The organism is Microbacterium sp. NPDC057659 (genome assembly GCF_042799915.1).
GTDB lineage: Bacteria > Actinomycetota > Actinomycetes > Actinomycetales > Microbacteriaceae > Microbacterium.
This window is the reverse complement of sequence record NZ_JBHVHU010000001.1, coordinates 1,490,363-1,505,903: the sequence shown is the minus strand read 5'-3', so window position 1 is coordinate 1,505,903 and position 15,541 is coordinate 1,490,363. Positions and strand designations below refer to the sequence as shown.

The window sequence follows — 15,541 nt, the reverse complement described above, 5'->3', positions numbered from 1 at the left end:
CTACGGTGAAACCGTGTTGCCACGCAACGAAGCTGCTCCGGCAGGAAGAACACGACTGGTCGTGCCCGACGTCCTCCGCGGCGTCGCCATTCTCGCCATGCTGATCGCCCATGCGGCACTCTTCCTGCCGAACATGCCCTGGGCCGTCGACTTCGTCCGGGGCAACATCAACGATGTGGCATCCCCTCTGTTCGCTCTCGTCATGGGGATGTCGGCGCAACTGGTCTGGAACCGGCGAGCCGGCGTCGGCCGAACGATCCTGCAGCAGTCGGTGCGAGGCGTCATCCTGGTCGTGCTCGGCCTCTGGATGATGACCTGGGGGTCTTGGGTCGCGATCATCCTGCAGCCCCTGGGGCTGCTCCTGATCGTGGGGGTGCCCCTGCTGCTGTGCGGCAGCCGCGTGCTCACCACCCTCCTCGTCGTGCTCGCCGTGCTCAGCCAGCCGGTGCTGACGCTGGCGCGCGACTACGCGGCGATCATCTACGGGCAGGGTCCCGTGGTGCGCGCGCTCGCGGAGTGGACCGTGCTCGGCACCCACTACCGCCTGCTGAACCTGCTGCTGTTCTTCCTGCTCGGCGCGCTGCTGCTGCGCGCTGGCCTTCACCGCGGACGGATGCTGTGGGTGATGGCGATCGTCGCGGTGCCGGCCTACCTGGCGAAGCCGATCGGGGAGCGACTCGGCGCGGGCCCCGTGCAGTCCGGGGACTACCTCGACACCCTTCACGATCTAGGTCTGGTGTGCGTCGTCTACGTGATCGTCATCCTCGCGGCGACGGCCGCGCGCGGATCGGCGCAGCGATTCTGGGCGGCCGTGTTCGTGCCGTTCTGCGCCTGGGGTCAGGTCGCGCTGAGCATGTACCTGCTGCACGTCGCGATCATCGCCGGGTGGATGCGGCTCTACGGGCTGCCCGACCGCAACATCCTGATCGGATGGATGCTCGTGGTGCCGCTGGTCTGTCTCATCGGCTGGGCGTGGTGGCGATTCGTCGGGCCCGGACCGGTGGAATGGCTGATGGGGCTCGTCATCGGGCGCCGCAGACGCTGGAGGCCAGAGGGGCGGGTGCCCGCTCAGGTCTGAGCAGGCGGCACGGCGGAGCGCGCTGCGACGACACCCCGCACCAGCGCGTCGATCTCGTCCTCGCCGCGCGCGATCGGCGATGAGACGAAGGGGTGGGCCGAACCGCCCAGCAGTACGGCAGCGGCCGAACCCTGCACGCCGAGGGCACGTCTGGCGGCCTGCGCACCGTAGTACGCGAACGGCAGCGCCTCCGGCATCCGCTCGCCCAGGACCGCGGGTCGGGAAGATGTCGCGACGCGCAGTTGGACGGGGTCGATCGCGCGCTGCCACTCGGCGAGCCGCGACGAGACCGCGACGCAGCTGGAGCAGCTGGCGGAGAGGAAGACGAGCAGCACGGGGGAGCCCGACCCGAGCGCGAGCAGGGGCACAGTCACGCTCTCCGCGCTCACGAGCTCGGCATCCGGCAGAGGGGCGCCCACGCCGGCGACGGCGTCGTTCCGCGTGGGCGTCTTCGGATGCCCGCGTCGGATCAGCAGGAGCACCAGGACGACGATCGCCGTGAGAGCCCACGCGAGGCTGACGACGAGCACCTGCACGAGATCGGCGGTGAAGAGTTCGAAGATGAACGGCGGGTGCCCGGCAGAGGCGAGCAGCACCACGGCGGACGCAACGATGAGCACCAGATTGCGCACGACAGTCCACCAGGTCACGCGGTCATCGACGGAGAGCGAGCCGAAGCATCCGCAGTCGACCTGTTCGCCGCGGATGAGAATCCGCACGACGAAGACCGTGAAGAGGAGGAAGGTGCCGAGCGCCGCCGCGCCTGCGACGCCACGGAACGGGCTCGGGGCGAGCAGCAGGCCCAGGGCGACGGCGATCTCCCAGAACGGCAGAAGGGCCGCGATCCAGCGGCGTTGGGCGAACGCAGGGGCTTGGAGAGCGCGCATCGCCTCGAGCGTCTGTGCCGGCCGCCTGAGCTTCGCGCCGCCGGAGAGGAGCAGCACGAACGCGACGAACCCCGTCGAGAACATGAGGATGATCTCGACGGGGTTCGTGGGCACGAGGCCAGGCTAGCGTCAGTTGCAGGTCTGGACTGCGAGCGAGCCCGAGACGCCGATGATCCCGAGAGAGCCGAGGTTGACGGCGGCAGCAAGGAGGCTGCTCACAGTGTCGGAGTTGTCGGCGTTGTCGGAGTCGGACACGTTCTGGGTCAGCGTGAAGCTGCTGAGTGCACCGACGTTCACGAGCGCGCGGTAGACGTCGACCGTGAACGAACCGCCCTGAGCGATGTCTGCACTCGTCGTGATCACGAATCCGCCGGTGGTGCTGACGACGCTGGCCACACCGGCGCCGATGACGTTCTGCAGTCCACTGACGGTCAGGAGCGCGTTGGGGTCGGTGAGCGTGTAGCTCGTGCCTGCGGGGATGGTGCCGCTGGTCGCTGTCACGGTGAACCGGCGGGTCGCGTTCGGCTGGAAGCCGAGCAGGCCCAGTGCGGTCTGGACCGTGCCCACGAGGGCGGGTCCGACGATGCTCGTCAGCACGCTGAGGTCGTAGTTGCCGCTGCAGTTGCCGGTGACCGTCGCGTTGAACGGTGCAGCCGACGCCGATGCGAACGGCGTGGCAACGGCCACGGCGACGACGGGCAGCGACCACGCGGCGCCCTTGACGATTGTGCGGCGGTCGATGCCTCCGCGAGTGGTGTTCTCTTCCACTGCGCCCTCCCCGGACGTATGTTCGCGCAGCGCTCGACGTGGAACGCTGCGACCTCCCTAAGAGGCGCTGGGGACGCCTCGCGACAAGGCTCCGGTATACCGCGACTGCGGTGGTTCACTTTGGCGCGAGATGATCCAAGCCGGTCGTTTTCTGCACCTCGCGGAAGACTCCTGGGGCACGGGTCGTGAGCGCCACCGCCTGCGCGCGCAGTTCACGGGGAGTCGGCATCCCGCATGCCTGCAGTGCACGCCGCAGGTGCAGGGCGCTGCGGAACCCGCACAACCGGGCCACCTCGACCACGGGCAGCATCGAGTAGGCGGGACTTCGCAGTACGTCTTCGGCCAGAGCCGCCCGCATCTGTCGCAATTCGAACGACGGGCTGGAGCCGGCCCGCGCGAACTCGCGCTGGAGCTGACGCTGTGACACATGCAGCTCAGTCGCGATCACCGCAGTAGTCAGCTCAGGATCTTCTCGGCGCGCCAGCATCAGGGCTCGGGCACGCTCGAGCAGCGACCGGGAACGCACACCGGGGAATCCACGGTCCTGCGACTCGAGCAGCAGACCCAGCGTCATCTCCGACAGCAGCTGCTCCATGGAATAGTCGCCCACCGGCGACCCGGGCAGCTTGGCGCGCAGCGCCGAGGTCGCGAACGCCCTGGTGGCCGCGGTGAGGCGCGACTCCGCAATCGGGATCACCTGCCCGGCGGTCAGCTGCTCGGCCTCGCCGAGCGTCGCCGCCGGCACCCAGATCACCAGCACATCGCGCCGTTTCGCCCAATCGATCCGTGCGGAAGCCGTGGCCGGCAGGAAGATCGCATCACCGCCGGTGGCGGGCACGGGCAGGCCGTCCGTCGGCAGCACCAGAGCGCTGTACGAGAGCGGAGCATCTGCCGATCCGTTCCACTCCCACGGTCCCGGCAGCACCTGGTGCGCGGTCAGCAGCACGCCGCGCAGCGCGACTCCGCGCAGGATCCCTTGGCCGGCTGCCACCACTCCCAAATGGCTCGACAGAAGGCCCCGAAAGCCGATGGCCAATACTGCTCCCTTCCCGACCATCCCAAACGGGTAAGGGACGCGCGCCGAGCCTCCCATGCCGGCGCGCCGTCCCTGTCGTGGACAGTAGCGCGGAAGAGGCGGGGAAGGTAGAGGGAGCGGAGAATGTGACCGGAAGGTGATGCGCCCAGTTCTTCTGAACGCTCTCGCAGCGGGTGGCGCGGGCGGCATCTGGTCGAAGGATGCCGCCCGCGCCGGCTCTCACTCGACGATGCGCACCGACGTCACCTTGTCGTTGCCGCTCGTCGCGACGCGCACCCGGTAGTCGCCCACGGTGTAGACGCCGGTGGAGTTCTTCCTGATGGTGAAGGTGTCCGACACCTTCGATGTGCTGCCGTCGACGTGCGTCTCGGTCACCGTGACCGTCAGCCGGTTCGTGCTGCCGGTCTGCTTCTTCACGGTCGCGGACGGTTCGGCGTCGGTCACCGCGTTGTCGACGGTCACGTACACGGCATCCGGCGACGAGAACTCGGCGTTCTTCTGCCCGTCGCCGAACACGAAGAACCCGCGCTTCTCGACCTGGCCGCGCGCCGGGAACGGGTCGGCGTTCGTCTTCAGGAACTCCGGGTTCACCGTGTACAGGTCGGACTTCGAGTCGGCGAGCACCGGCTTCACACCCTCATACGCGGCATCGGTCACGGCGAGATTCACCGACAGGTACAGCGCATCGGGGTTGGTCGCGGAGGTGCGCGACGAGAAGTAGCTCGCAGCATCCTGGCCCTCGGGCACAGCCAGCGGCACGACCTTGTCGCCGACGAGGATGTTGAACGTGAAGTCGCCGAAGCCGCCGTCCCGGAAGGTCTTCCACGCGGCATCCGACAGGTGCTCAGGTCGATCCACCTTGAACTCGAGGCGCATCGGCGCGACATAGGTGTCGGCCACGTACTCCGGGTCGTCCAGCGGCAGGTACACGCCGCCGGGCTGGTGCCCGAGGGCGAAGGCCGCGGCGGTCGGAGTCGAGTTGCCGCGCACGTTCCACATCGGGATCGTGAACGAGGTGGCGCCCAGCAGCGCCTGGTCGCCGAGTTCGCTCTTCGTGACCTCGGCCGAAGCATCCTTGTAGGTGCCGATCGTGACGTCGAGCAGGTCGAGATCGGACCGGTTCGCGTTCAGCCCCGGCAGGTCGGCCCACATGAACTTCGCGCCGGCCGGTCCGGAGTACCGCGCCATCTCGAGCATCCCGTCGGCCATCATCTTGGTCATCTGCACGGCCGAGTCGGTCTTCATCCGCTCGTTCGCCGAATGCCACCAGCGCTCGTTGCCGGGGATGACGGCACCGAACGCGGTCATCTTGTTGCGGAAGCTGCTGGCCAGCGTGCCCCCGGTCGTGCCCTGCGGGTAGACGATGTCGCGCAGGGAATACGGGTCGGCGAACCCCTTCGGATCCTGGTCGACGGTGGCCTGGTAACTGGCGAACTGCAGCGCCGTCAGCGGGTTGTCGTGCGAGACGTACAGGCCCGCGCCGATCGGAGCGCCGAGATCGGTGATCGAGAAGCCGCCCTTCTGGAACGCCGCGGTCACCGCCTTCGTCGCCCGGCTCGAGTCATCCGCGTTCAGGTGCATGCTGCGCACGTACATCGGGATGCTCAGCGCGCCGTTCACGACGAAGCTCTTCGGCACCTCGGAGTTGATGCCGCCCATCAGCGCGAACGTCAGGTTCGGCGTGCCGTTCTGCGCGTTGCGAAGCAACTCGGACGGGATGCCCATGTACTTGCCGAGGTACGCCTCGCCCTCCACGCCGTCGCGGAAGAACAGATCGCCGATACCGTCCGCAGCCTTCTTCAGCTGCATGTCGTCGGCCGTCACGCCCAGCGCGTCGAAGCCCGATGCGAGCAGCGACATGCCCCACACCACCGCGTTCTTGCCGTACTGCGGCGTCGGCATCTCCATCGCGACATCCGTGTTCACCTCGAGCGTGAGCACGCCGTCGGCGATCTTCGTCTGCACCTTCGGCGTCGTCCCGGCGGATGCCGGCAGCCAGCCCCTCTCGGTCGCGGACTTGGTGATCGCGGTGGTGAACCTCTCGCGGTCGGCGTCTGCGGCATCCGTGACGTCGAGCGTGAAGATCGCGCGCGACGCGATCTGCGTCGTGCTGCCGTAGGCGATGTCCTTCAGCGTCGGGTCGCCCTCGCGCAGGGTGACCCCCGCCGACGCGTCCAGGAGCCGGAACGCCTTCGTGCCGTCGGCCGACAGATCCATCGACACCGTCGGCGTGACCGATCCGGAGTTGCCGGTGATCACCGGGAACCGCGAGTCGGAGGTGTAGCCGGCGATCGGCATCTCCTCGCGGTTCAGGTTCTTGTACGCCCAGTTGTCGTAGAAGCCCGGGTTCGAGTTGTAGGGGATCGACTGGAAGGCGGCGGTGTTCGCGGTGGAAGGCGTTCCCGGTCCGCCGTCCTCGTAGATGCCCATCACGATGCGGATGCGGCGGTCGATGGGCAGTCCCGCCTCGAGCAGCGCCTTCGCGGCGACCAGCGTCGCGAGAGTCGGGCCGCTGTCGTCCTGGATGCCGGTGCCGTAGATCCAGCCGTCCTGCACGTACGGCGAGTGGTAGGCCCCGGGCGTGCCGAGGTTGCCGTCGGCGTCGCGCCAGCGGGCCAGCTGCTCGGGGGTGACCGCGGACTTCGGAGAATCGAGGTGGCTGAGCGCCATCACCATCTCCGGGGCCTCCGGATCACCGATCTCGACGTAGACGTACTTGTCGGGCTGGCGCTGCACGACGACGGGGAACCCGAGATCCTTCGCCAGCTTCACCACCCACGCGAGCTTCGCTACCTTGCGGTCGTACTCGTTCTGGTTCGCCTCGTTGTTGGTCACAGGGAACGGGTACGAGGTCGCCGCCGTGCCGCCGCGCGAGATCGAGTCGTAACTCGAGCCGTCGAGCATCGCGCCCATCAGCGTGAGCGGGTCGTAGCTGCCGTCTCCGGCGCGGGCACTCTCGACCTTGCCTGCGAGCTCCTCCACCTCGGCGTGCACCTTCGTGCGCTCGGCGTCGCTGACCGACAGGTCGTAGGTGACGCTCGGCTCGAAGGTCTCCTCGGCGGAGGCGGTGGAGGAGGATGCCTGGCTGGCGACGCCCAATGACAGCAGCATCGTGGCGCTGACGGCTATCGCGAGGGGTTTCTTCGGCATGGGTCGGGGCTCCTTGAAACGTCAAGGACGTCGGATGAACTTCCCCAGAGAACGTCGGACATCGTTGTCTTCGGTGGTCGGCGCCAGCCTTTCAGGGAATCCACAGGGTGTCAACGAATCGATACGCTGTCCGTGTGGGGGAACGGATCGTCATCAGCGCCGTCGGGGTCAGCGTCGAGATCGACATGACCGAGCTCGACGAAGCCGCCAGGGCCCAGGTCGCAGACGCCTGGCGCGATGCGCTGCTGCCCGACGGACGCCACATCGACGTGACCGTCCTCGTCGCGGCGACCGAGGACACCGAGCGGATGCTGTCGAACCTGTCGACCCAGGTCACGCTCGCGGCGCTCGAACACCGCAAGGGCGACCTGTGGATGCTGCACGCCGCCGGCCTCGCCGACGAGCGCGGGCACGTGGTCGTGCTCGCCGCGCCCTCCGGAACGGGCAAGACCACCGCCGCGCGGCATCTCTCCGCCCGCTACGCCTACGTCAGCGACGAGACCGTCGGCGTCGACTCGCAGGGCGGCATCGTCGCCTACCGCAAACCGCTCTCGGTGATCCAGCCCGACCGCGTGCACAAGGAGCAGATCGCGCCATCGCAGTTCGAGGGCGGCGCCTGGCCCGAGCGCGCCCTGCGGCTCTCGGCGATCGCCGTGCTCGAACGCGATCCTGAGGCACCGGAGCAGCCCGAGGTCACGCCGCTGACGACCGCCGAGGCCCTCGAGGCGCTCGGACCGCAGTCCAGCTACCTGTGCGACCTGCGCGACGGCCTGCACCTGCTCGAGGCGCTGCTGCGCGCGACCGGCGGTGCCGTGCGCATCCGCTACCGCGAGGCGTCCTCGCTCGACGACGCGATCGACGTGCTGCTCGACCGTGAGCCGCCGTTCGACCCGGTCGTGCCCACCTATGAGGCGCCGGCAGCGGACCGCGTGACGGACGCGGGGGACCGGCTCTACCGCGGCGCCGTCGTCGACGCCATGGAACTGCCCGACGACGGCCGCATCGCCGTGCTGCAGCGGTCGAGCAGCGGCGGGCGGCTGAGCGTGCTCGACGGCATCGCGCCCGCCATCTGGCGCGCGGCCGACGGGACGACCTTCGACGAGCTCGTGACGGCCGTCACCGACGTCATGGGCGAACCGCCGGAAGGAGCGGATGCCGCAGGACTGGTGCGCGTCGCTGTCGACGAACTGCGCACGAGCGGGATCCTCGCGGACGAACCCTGCTGGCGGCTGGATCCGCGCGTGGCGTGGACCGGCGGAGCAGACCGCGCCGTCGTGCTCGGGCTCGCCGACCCGCAGGCGCAGCCGCTGGCGCTCGAAGCCTCCGCGCACGCGGTGTGGCAGGTGCTCTCCGAGCGCGGCTCGATCGGGCAGGGTGAACTGCTGCGCGAGGTCGCCGCAGGGTTCGACGTGGAGCCTGCGAATATCGAGGCCGACGTCGTGGCGCTGCTCGAGGGGCTGCGGGTGAAGCGAGTCGTCGACTACTGCTGACGTCCTTCGTCTCGTCGCCGGCGCTCCTCGAAACCGCACCCTGAGCGAGCGCAGCGAGACGAAGGGCGCAGGCGTCAGTGCGCGGTGTGCGTGGGAGACGGCGCGGGCTCGGGCATCGAGCCGCGCTCGCCGGTCGGCTCCTGGTGCGAGCCGTACCGCTCGTAGGCGCCGTAGTACTCCTTGCCGTAGTACGCCGACCCGGCACCGGTGCGCGGCACGCGGTTCAGCACGATCCCCAGCACCCGACCCTTCGTGCGCTGGATGTTCTCCACCGCGCGGTTCAGCATGTCGAAGGTCGTCTTGCCGGCCGAGGCGACCACGACGACGCCATCCGCCGACGCGGCGAGCACCGCAGCATCCGTCACCGGAAGAACCGGGGGAGTGTCGAGGACGACGATGGCCGACTCGCTGAGCGACTGGATGAACTCGTGCATGCGCTTCGAACCCAGCAGCTCGCTCGGGTTCGGGGGGATGCGGCCCGCAGGCACGACGGCCAGCGGCATGTCCGCGCGCGGACGGTGCGCGACATCCTGCAGCTCGGCACGGCCGGCGAGGATGTCGGTCAGCCCGACATCACCGGGCACGCCGAAGATGTCGGAGACCACGGGACGGCGCAGGTCGCAGTCGATCAGGATCGCCCACTGGCCGGCCGCGGCCAGGCTGGATGCGAGGTTCACGGCGACGGTCGACTTGCCGTCGCCGGGCACGGAACTGGTCACGACGATGACCCGCGGGGGGTTGTCGACGTCGATGAACTGCAGGTTGGTGCGCAGCTCGCGCATCGCCTCGATCGTGTGATGCGAGATCTCGCGCTCGCTGTCGGCCGAGAAGTCGATCACCTTGCGCTCGCCGTCGAGCGACTTCTCCAGCGGGAGCGTGCCGATGACCGACACTCCGGTCTCACGCTCGATATCGCGCGGATGCCGCACCCGGCGATCGAGCGTGTTGCGGATGAACGCGTAGCCGATGCCGAGAGCCAGGCCGATCAGCGCGCCGATCAGGGTGTTCAGCTTGGTGTTCGGTGAAGACGGAGCGGTGGGGAGCTTGGCGGAGTCGCCGACGGTCAGCGAGACGTTCGCCGGCTTCTCGGCGGTGCCGCCCTCGACCTTGTTGATCTCCACCGACATGCCGCGCAGCCACGCCTCGGCGAGCTTCTGCGCCTCTTCGGGGCTGGATCCTTCGGCGGTGACCTTCAGGGCGACCGTGTCGATCGGGTTGGTCACCGTGACGCGCTTGACCAGATCTTCCGGAGACTCGTCGATGCCGAGCTCTTCAGCGGCGGACTCGCCCACCGCGCGCCAGGTGCCGAGGTTCAGGTACGACTTCACGCGGCTCTGCGCCAGCTGGTTGCCGATCATTGCGCTGCCCGCGCTGTCATCCGTTGCCTTCACCGAGACGATGCCCGTGGCGTCGGCGGTGTAGACCTTCGGCTGCATCATGCTCCAGCCGAAGCCGATGAGCGCGCCGAGAACGGTTGCGGCGACGATGACGATCCAGTGCGCACGCATGATGCGCAGGTAATCGCGAAGCTCCACATTCTCCCTTTCGAACCGCCGCCCCTCCCCAGAGACGGAGACACTCCTCCGGAACTGAGCATACGGCGTCAGGGCTGGGAACGCCCCTGGGTGTCAGAGCGGCGCGGCGATGCGCGTGAGGCGCTCGACCTGGGCCAGTGCGGGGATCAGCTGCGACGCGGACAGCTCGTAGGTCTCGCGGCCACGGCGGTACGGGTCGATCACGTCATCGTCGTCGTCCGGCCCGTTGACAGCGCTGCGCAGCCCGCCCACCGCGCGCGCCAGTGCGGACAGCCGCGATGCGGCATCCGTCCCTGCGTCATCCGCGATCTCGTGCGCCTCCTCGTCGCTCAGCTCGGCGGCCAGCCGAGCGAACTCCCGCAGCGTGAACGTGCGTCGTATCAGCGCAGGCATCATCTGCACCACGAAGGTGCGGTGCTCACGGGTCATCGTCAGCACCAGATCGGACTCCGCCAGGATCGGCTCCACCAGGTACCGGGCGCGGTGCGCGTCCGCGGCATCCGGCTCTGCGCCCCGCTCGACCGCCAGGTCGCGGGCATCCTGCGTCATGCCGTATCCGACCATCGCCTGGGTGCCCGCGCTGTGCACCTTCACCGACTGCGGCAGACGCGCACGCAGCAGCACCTCCGCCATCGGCGACCGGCAGATGTTGCCCGTGCACACGGTGAGAATCGTCGCGCGGCCGTGCTGGGCGCCCGACGGCGGCGGGTCGAACGGCGATGTGAAGGGCAGCTTGGCGGCCTCGCGCCGCTCTCTTCTCTCGCGACGGGTGAGACCGGGCTCGGGTGCAGCGGACTCGCTCATGCGTTCACCGTACGACGACGCCTCATCCGCCGCCAAAAGACGACGACCTGGTATCCCACGGCAGTGCCCAGCGTGTTCGCGATGACATCCGAGAGCGTGGAGTACCGCGACGGCATGGACAGCTGCACGAGTTCGATCACAGTGCTGAGCACGGCGCCCGCGCCGATGACCCACGCGCCGTGCATGCGCGGCCAGGCCAGCGTCGCCAGCACGCCCAGCGGCACGAACATCGCCACGTTCGCGAGGAACTCCAGGATCGGATAGCCGACTTCGAACGGGATCAGGCCCTCGAACCAGTGCGCGACCGTCGCCACGATGCCGGTCACCTGCCCGGCATCCTTCGCGGGCAGCCACGTCAGCAGCAGCACCACGACCAGGTACGGCGCCAGCAGGATGCGGGCGACGGTGCGCCCGCGGGTCATGCCCCGGCGAAGCCGTTCGGGTTCTGCGACTGCCAGTTCCACGTGTCGCGGCAGGCGTCGGCCAGCGAGCGCGTGGTGTGCCACTGCAGTTCGCGGTTGGCCTTGGTCGGGTCGGCGATCGTGGTGGGCAAGTCGCCGGGGCGCGCCGCGACCACCTGGTAGGGGATCTCCCGGCCGGATGCCTCGCTGAACGCCTTCACCACGTCGAGAACGCTCTGGCCCTCGCCCGAGCCGAGGTTGTAGGTCTCGACGCCGGCCGAGAGGTGCTCGAGCGCGGCGACATGGCCCTCGGCGAGGTCCATCACGTGGATGTAGTCGCGCACGCCGGTGCCGTCGTGGGTGGGGTACTGGTCGCCGAACACGTTGAGGTGATCGCGGCGGCCCACGGCCACCTGCGCGACGAAGGGCATGAGGTTGTTCGGGATGCCGGAGGGGTCCTCGCCGATGCGGCCGGACGGGTGCGCTCCGACCGGGTTGAAGTAACGCAGCAGCACGGCCTCGAGCTCGGGCCAGGCGACGTGCACATCGCGGATGATCTGCTCGTTGAACGCCTTCGTCCAGCCGTAGGGGTTGGTGATGCCGGTGCCCGAGGGCTGCGACTCGTCGAGCCGCTCGACTCCCTCGGCGGGCGTGCCGTACACGGTCGCCGACGAGCTGAAGACGAGCTTGCGGACGTCCTTCTCGCGCATGATGTCGAGCAGGTTCAGCGTGGAGTTGAGGTTGGTGCGGTAGTACTCCGAGGGCTTGGCGACCGACTCGCCGACGGCCTTGAGGCCGGCGAAGTGGATGACCGCGTCGAAGTGCTCCTTCTTGAGCGCGGCATCCGCATCCGCGCGATCTGCGAGATCGCACTCGATGACGTCGATGGTGCGGGACGTGAGGTCCTGTACGCGGGTGAGCGACTCGCGGCTGCTGTTCGAGAAGTCGTCCAGCAGCAGTACGTCGTGGCCGGCCTCGAGCAGGACGAGGGCGACGTGGGATCCGATGTAGCCGGCACCGCCGGTCAGAAGAATGCGCACGTGCACGACCCTACCTGTGCAGTATCTGGGTGGATGCCAAGATAGGCGGTATGAAGGGGATCATTCTCGCTGGGGGATCGGGGACACGGCTGCACCCGATCACATTGGGCGTTTCGAAGCAGTTGGTGCCGGTGTATGACAAGCCGATGATCTATTACCCGCTGTCGACGCTGATGCTGGCGGGCATCCGCGACATCTTGGTGATCACGACACCGCATGACGCGGCGCATTTCGAGCGGCTGCTGGGGGACGGGTCGCAGTTCGGGGTCTCGTTGAGCTTCGCGCAGCAGGACTCGCCGGACGGGCTGGCGCAGGCGTTCACGATCGGTGCGGACTTCATCGGTGATGACAAGGTCGCGCTCGTGCTCGGTGACAATCTGCTCTACGGGCCCGGCCTCGGCACACAGCTGAAGCGGTTCGCCGATATCGATGGTGGTGCGGTGTTCGCCTACTGGGTGGCTGAGCCGTCGGCGTACGGTGTCGTCGAGTTCGATGCGTCGGGTGCCGCGGTGTCGCTGGAGGAGAAGCCGGTGCAGCCGAAGAGCAGCTACGCGGTGCCTGGCTTGTACTTCTACGACAACGATGTCATCGAGATCGCGCGCGGCCTGCGGCCGAGCGCGCGGGGGGAGTACGAGATCACGGATGTGAACCGTGCGTATCTGGAGCGGGGGAAGCTGCAGGTGGAGGTGCTGCCGCGCGGCACGGCCTGGTTGGACACGGGCACGTTCGACCAGATGACGGATGCGGGTGACTATGTGCGCACGATGGAGCGCCGCACGGGTATGAAGATCGGAGCGCCTGAGGAGGTCGCGTGGCGGCAGGGGTTCCTCTCCGACGACGAGCTGCGCGCCCGGGGCGAGCTGCTGGCGAAGTCGGGGTACGGCAAGTACCTGCTGGGTCTGCTGGAGCGAGGAGAGCGATGAGGCTGCTGGTCACCGGTGGTGCCGGGTTCATCGGGTCGAACTTCGTGCACCATGTCGTCACGCACACCGATCATCATGTGACCGTGCTCGACAAGCTCACCTATGCCGGCAATCGGGCGTCGCTGGCGGGTCTGCCCGACGCGCGCGTGGCGTTCGTGCAGGGCGATATCGCCGACGCCGAGCTTGTCGACGCCCTGGTCGCGGACGCCGACGCCGTGGTGCACTATGCGGCGGAGTCCCACAACGACAACTCGCTGCACGATCCGCGGCCGTTCCTGGACACGAACATCATCGGCACCTACACGCTGCTCGAGGCGGTGCGCCGGCACGGGGTGCGGTTCCACCACATCTCCACCGACGAGGTGTACGGCGACCTCGAACTCGACGACCCTGACCGGTTCACCGAGTCCACCCCGTACAACCCGTCCTCGCCGTACTCGTCGACCAAGGCCGGGTCCGACCTGCTGGTGCGCGCCTGGGTGCGGTCCTTCGGCGTACAGGCGACCATCTCGAACTGCTCGAACAACTACGGCCCGTACCAGCACGTGGAGAAGTTCATCCCCCGGCAGATCACCAACGTGATCCGCGGGGTCCGTCCCAAGCTGTACGGGGCGGGGCTGAACGTGCGGGACTGGATCCACGCCGACGACCACTCCTCGGCGGTGCTGACCATCCTCGAGAAGGGGCGGATCGGGGAGACCTACCTGATCGGCGCGGACGGCGAGAAAGACAACAAGACCGTCGTCGAACTGATCCTGACCCTGATGGGCCAGGACCCGCACGCGTACGACCACGTCACCGACCGCGCCGGGCACGACCTGCGCTACGCGATCGACTCCACCAAACTGCGCACCGAGCTCGGATGGACACCCCAGTACGGCGACTTCGAGGCCGGACTGGACGCGACCATCGGGTGGTATCGACGCAACGAGGACTGGTGGGCGCCGTCCAAGGACGGCGTCGAGGCGTTCTACGCGGAAAAGGGCCAATGAGCGACCTGAAGATCACCGAGACGAGCATCCCCGGTCTGCTCGTCGTGGACCTGCCGGTGCACGGCGACAATCGTGGCTGGTTCAAGGAGAACTGGCAGCGCGAGAAGATGGTCGCCGCAGGCCTGCCCGACTTCGGACCGGTGCAGAACAGCATCGCGTACAACGCGGCCGTGGGCACCACTCGCGGATTCCATGCCGAACCCTGGGACAAGTTCGTGTCCGTGGCGTCCGGCCGGATCTTCGGCGCCTGGGTGGATCTGCGTGAGGGGCACTCGTTCGGCGCTGTCTTCACGATCGAGCTCGGCCCCGACCGCGCCGTTTTCGTGCCGCGAGGCGTGGGCAATTCGTACCAGACGCTCGAGGCCGACACGGTATACGCCTATCTGGTGAACGACCACTGGTCGCCCGACGCCGAGTATTCGTTCCTCAACCTGGCCGACGAGACCGCGGGCGTCGACTGGCCGATCCCGCTCGCCGAAGCGGTGCTGTCCGAGAAGGACAGAGCGCACCCGCGGCTGGCCGACGTCGCATCCGTGCCCCCGCGCAGGACGCTGATCCTCGGTGCTGACGGGCAGCTCGGCCGAGCGCTGCGCGCCGAGCTCGGCACGGCGGCGCACCTCGAGTACGTCACACGCGCCGACTTCGACATCACCGCTCCGGGCCCCAGGCACTGGCGCGACTACGGCACGATCATCAACGCCGCCGCGTACACGGCGGTCGACGCCGCGGAGACCGCCCAGGGACGGGCCGATGCCTGGGCGGTGAACGCCTCCGGTCCTGCGGCGCTGGCCCGGATCGCGGCCGCGAACGGGATCAATCTGGTGCACGTGTCGAGCGACTACGTGTTCGACGGCGATTCAGAGCTGTACGACGAGGAGTCGGCGCTGAGCCCGCTCGGCGTCTACGGCCAGTCGAAGGCTGCCGGCGACCTGGCGGTACAGACCGCGCCACGGCACTACATCGTGCGAACCAGCTGGGTGATCGGCGACGGCGGCAACTTCGTCCGCACCATGGCCTCGCTCGCGGAGCGCGGCATTCACCCGAGGGTCGTCCACGATCAGCGCGGGCGCCTCACGTTCGCGAGCGACCTGGCCCGTGGCATCCGCCATCTGCTCGACACCGGGGCTCCGTTCGGCACGTACGACCTCACGGGCAGCGGCGAGCCGGCCGCCTGGTCTGACATCGCGCGCGAAGTGTTCGCGCTCAGCGGTCACGACCCGGTGCGGGTGACCCCGGTCAGCACGGCCGAGTACTACGCCGACGCGGCAGGACCGATCGCTCCGCGCCCCCGGAACAGCGTGCTCGACCTCGCGAAGATCGAGGGCACCGGCTTCGCGGCGGCGGACTGGCGGAGGTCGCTGCGGGAGTACCTCGTCCCCGACGATCGCTGATCGGACCGTCGCACGACGAGCCCGTGCCGGCCCATTCTCGTGGACG

13 protein-coding genes are annotated in these 15,541 nt (G+C 68.5%); 5 read left to right on the top strand and 8 right to left on the bottom strand.

The annotated features are described in order from the left end of the window. The first annotated feature begins 61 nt into the window (after positions 1-61). Positions 62-1,078, top strand: a complete 1,017-nt coding sequence (locus tag ACFVAE_RS07105; protein ID WP_378889648.1) for a hypothetical protein — start codon at positions 62-64, stop codon at positions 1,076-1,078. Here the strand turns inward: ACFVAE_RS07105 and ACFVAE_RS07100 are convergent. From ACFVAE_RS07100 to ACFVAE_RS07085, 4 genes are all read right to left on the bottom strand, one after another. Beyond that, a complete protein-coding gene (locus ACFVAE_RS07100; RefSeq protein ID WP_378889645.1) occupies positions 1,069-2,079 on the bottom strand; it encodes a MauE/DoxX family redox-associated membrane protein in 1,011 nt (336 codons plus the stop codon). The two genes, ACFVAE_RS07105 and ACFVAE_RS07100, sit on opposite strands and share 10 nt — an antisense overlap. Positions 2,080-2,094: 15 nt before the next feature. Continuing rightward, positions 2,095-2,733, bottom strand: a complete 639-nt coding sequence (locus ACFVAE_RS07095) for a hypothetical protein (protein WP_378889642.1) — start codon at positions 2,731-2,733, stop codon at positions 2,095-2,097. 115 nt (positions 2,734-2,848) lie between these two features. Beyond that, positions 2,849-3,724, bottom strand: coding sequence for a helix-turn-helix domain-containing protein (locus ACFVAE_RS07090; protein WP_378889640.1), 876 nt, complete (start codon positions 3,722-3,724; stop codon positions 2,849-2,851). A gap of 264 nt (positions 3,725-3,988) precedes the next feature. Next, positions 3,989-6,919 (bottom strand): M20/M25/M40 family metallo-hydrolase, encoded by a 2,931-nt coding sequence (locus tag ACFVAE_RS07085; RefSeq protein ID WP_378889637.1) that lies wholly within the window; start codon positions 6,917-6,919, stop codon positions 3,989-3,991. 134 nt (positions 6,920-7,053) lie between these two features. Between ACFVAE_RS07085 and ACFVAE_RS07080 the strand changes: the two genes are divergently transcribed. Beyond that, positions 7,054-8,409 carry a PqqD family peptide modification chaperone gene (locus tag ACFVAE_RS07080; protein WP_378889634.1) on the top strand — a complete coding sequence of 452 codons (1,356 nt, stop codon included), beginning with the start codon at positions 7,054-7,056 and terminating at the stop codon, positions 8,407-8,409. A 74-nt stretch (positions 8,410-8,483) separates the two neighbouring features. On the opposite strand, the gene ACFVAE_RS07075 is transcribed toward ACFVAE_RS07080, so the two are convergent. From ACFVAE_RS07075 to galE, 4 genes are all read right to left on the bottom strand, one after another. Further along, positions 8,484-9,944, bottom strand: coding sequence for a polysaccharide biosynthesis tyrosine autokinase (locus ACFVAE_RS07075; RefSeq protein WP_378889632.1), 1,461 nt, complete (start codon positions 9,942-9,944; stop codon positions 8,484-8,486). A 93-nt stretch (positions 9,945-10,037) separates the two neighbouring features. Beyond that, positions 10,038-10,748, bottom strand: a complete 711-nt coding sequence (locus ACFVAE_RS07070) for a low molecular weight phosphatase family protein (protein ID WP_378889629.1) — start codon at positions 10,746-10,748, stop codon at positions 10,038-10,040. Beyond that, positions 10,745-11,170 (bottom strand): VanZ family protein, encoded by a 426-nt coding sequence (locus ACFVAE_RS07065; RefSeq protein WP_378889626.1) that lies wholly within the window; start codon positions 11,168-11,170, stop codon positions 10,745-10,747. Before ACFVAE_RS07065 ends, ACFVAE_RS07070 begins: the two co-directional genes overlap by 4 nt. Further along, complete coding sequence (gene galE / locus ACFVAE_RS07060) at positions 11,167-12,189, bottom strand: UDP-glucose 4-epimerase GalE (protein WP_378889623.1); 1,023 nt, start codon at positions 12,187-12,189, stop codon at positions 11,167-11,169. Before galE ends, ACFVAE_RS07065 begins: the two co-directional genes overlap by 4 nt. 50 nt (positions 12,190-12,239) lie before the next feature. Here galE and rfbA point away from each other — a divergent pair, with 50 nt between their 5' ends. Genes rfbA through ACFVAE_RS07045 form a run of 3 tightly spaced genes read left to right on the top strand, consistent with a single transcriptional unit; the run spans position 12,240 to position 15,495 of the window. Further along, entirely contained in the window at positions 12,240-13,112 is an 873-nt protein-coding gene (gene rfbA / locus ACFVAE_RS07055) for a glucose-1-phosphate thymidylyltransferase RfbA (RefSeq protein WP_378889621.1), read from the top strand. Continuing rightward, positions 13,109-14,104: a dTDP-glucose 4,6-dehydratase gene (rfbB, locus tag ACFVAE_RS07050; RefSeq protein ID WP_378889619.1), complete on the top strand. Its 996-nt coding sequence runs from the start codon at positions 13,109-13,111 to the stop codon at positions 14,102-14,104. Before rfbA ends, rfbB begins: the two co-directional genes overlap by 4 nt. Beyond that, the gene (locus ACFVAE_RS07045; RefSeq protein ID WP_378889616.1) at positions 14,101-15,495 is read left to right on the top strand and encodes a sugar nucleotide-binding protein; all 1,395 of its coding nucleotides are present in this window, start codon (positions 14,101-14,103) and stop codon (positions 15,493-15,495) included. Before rfbB ends, ACFVAE_RS07045 begins: the two co-directional genes overlap by 4 nt. The last annotated feature ends 46 nt before the right edge of the window (positions 15,496-15,541 follow it).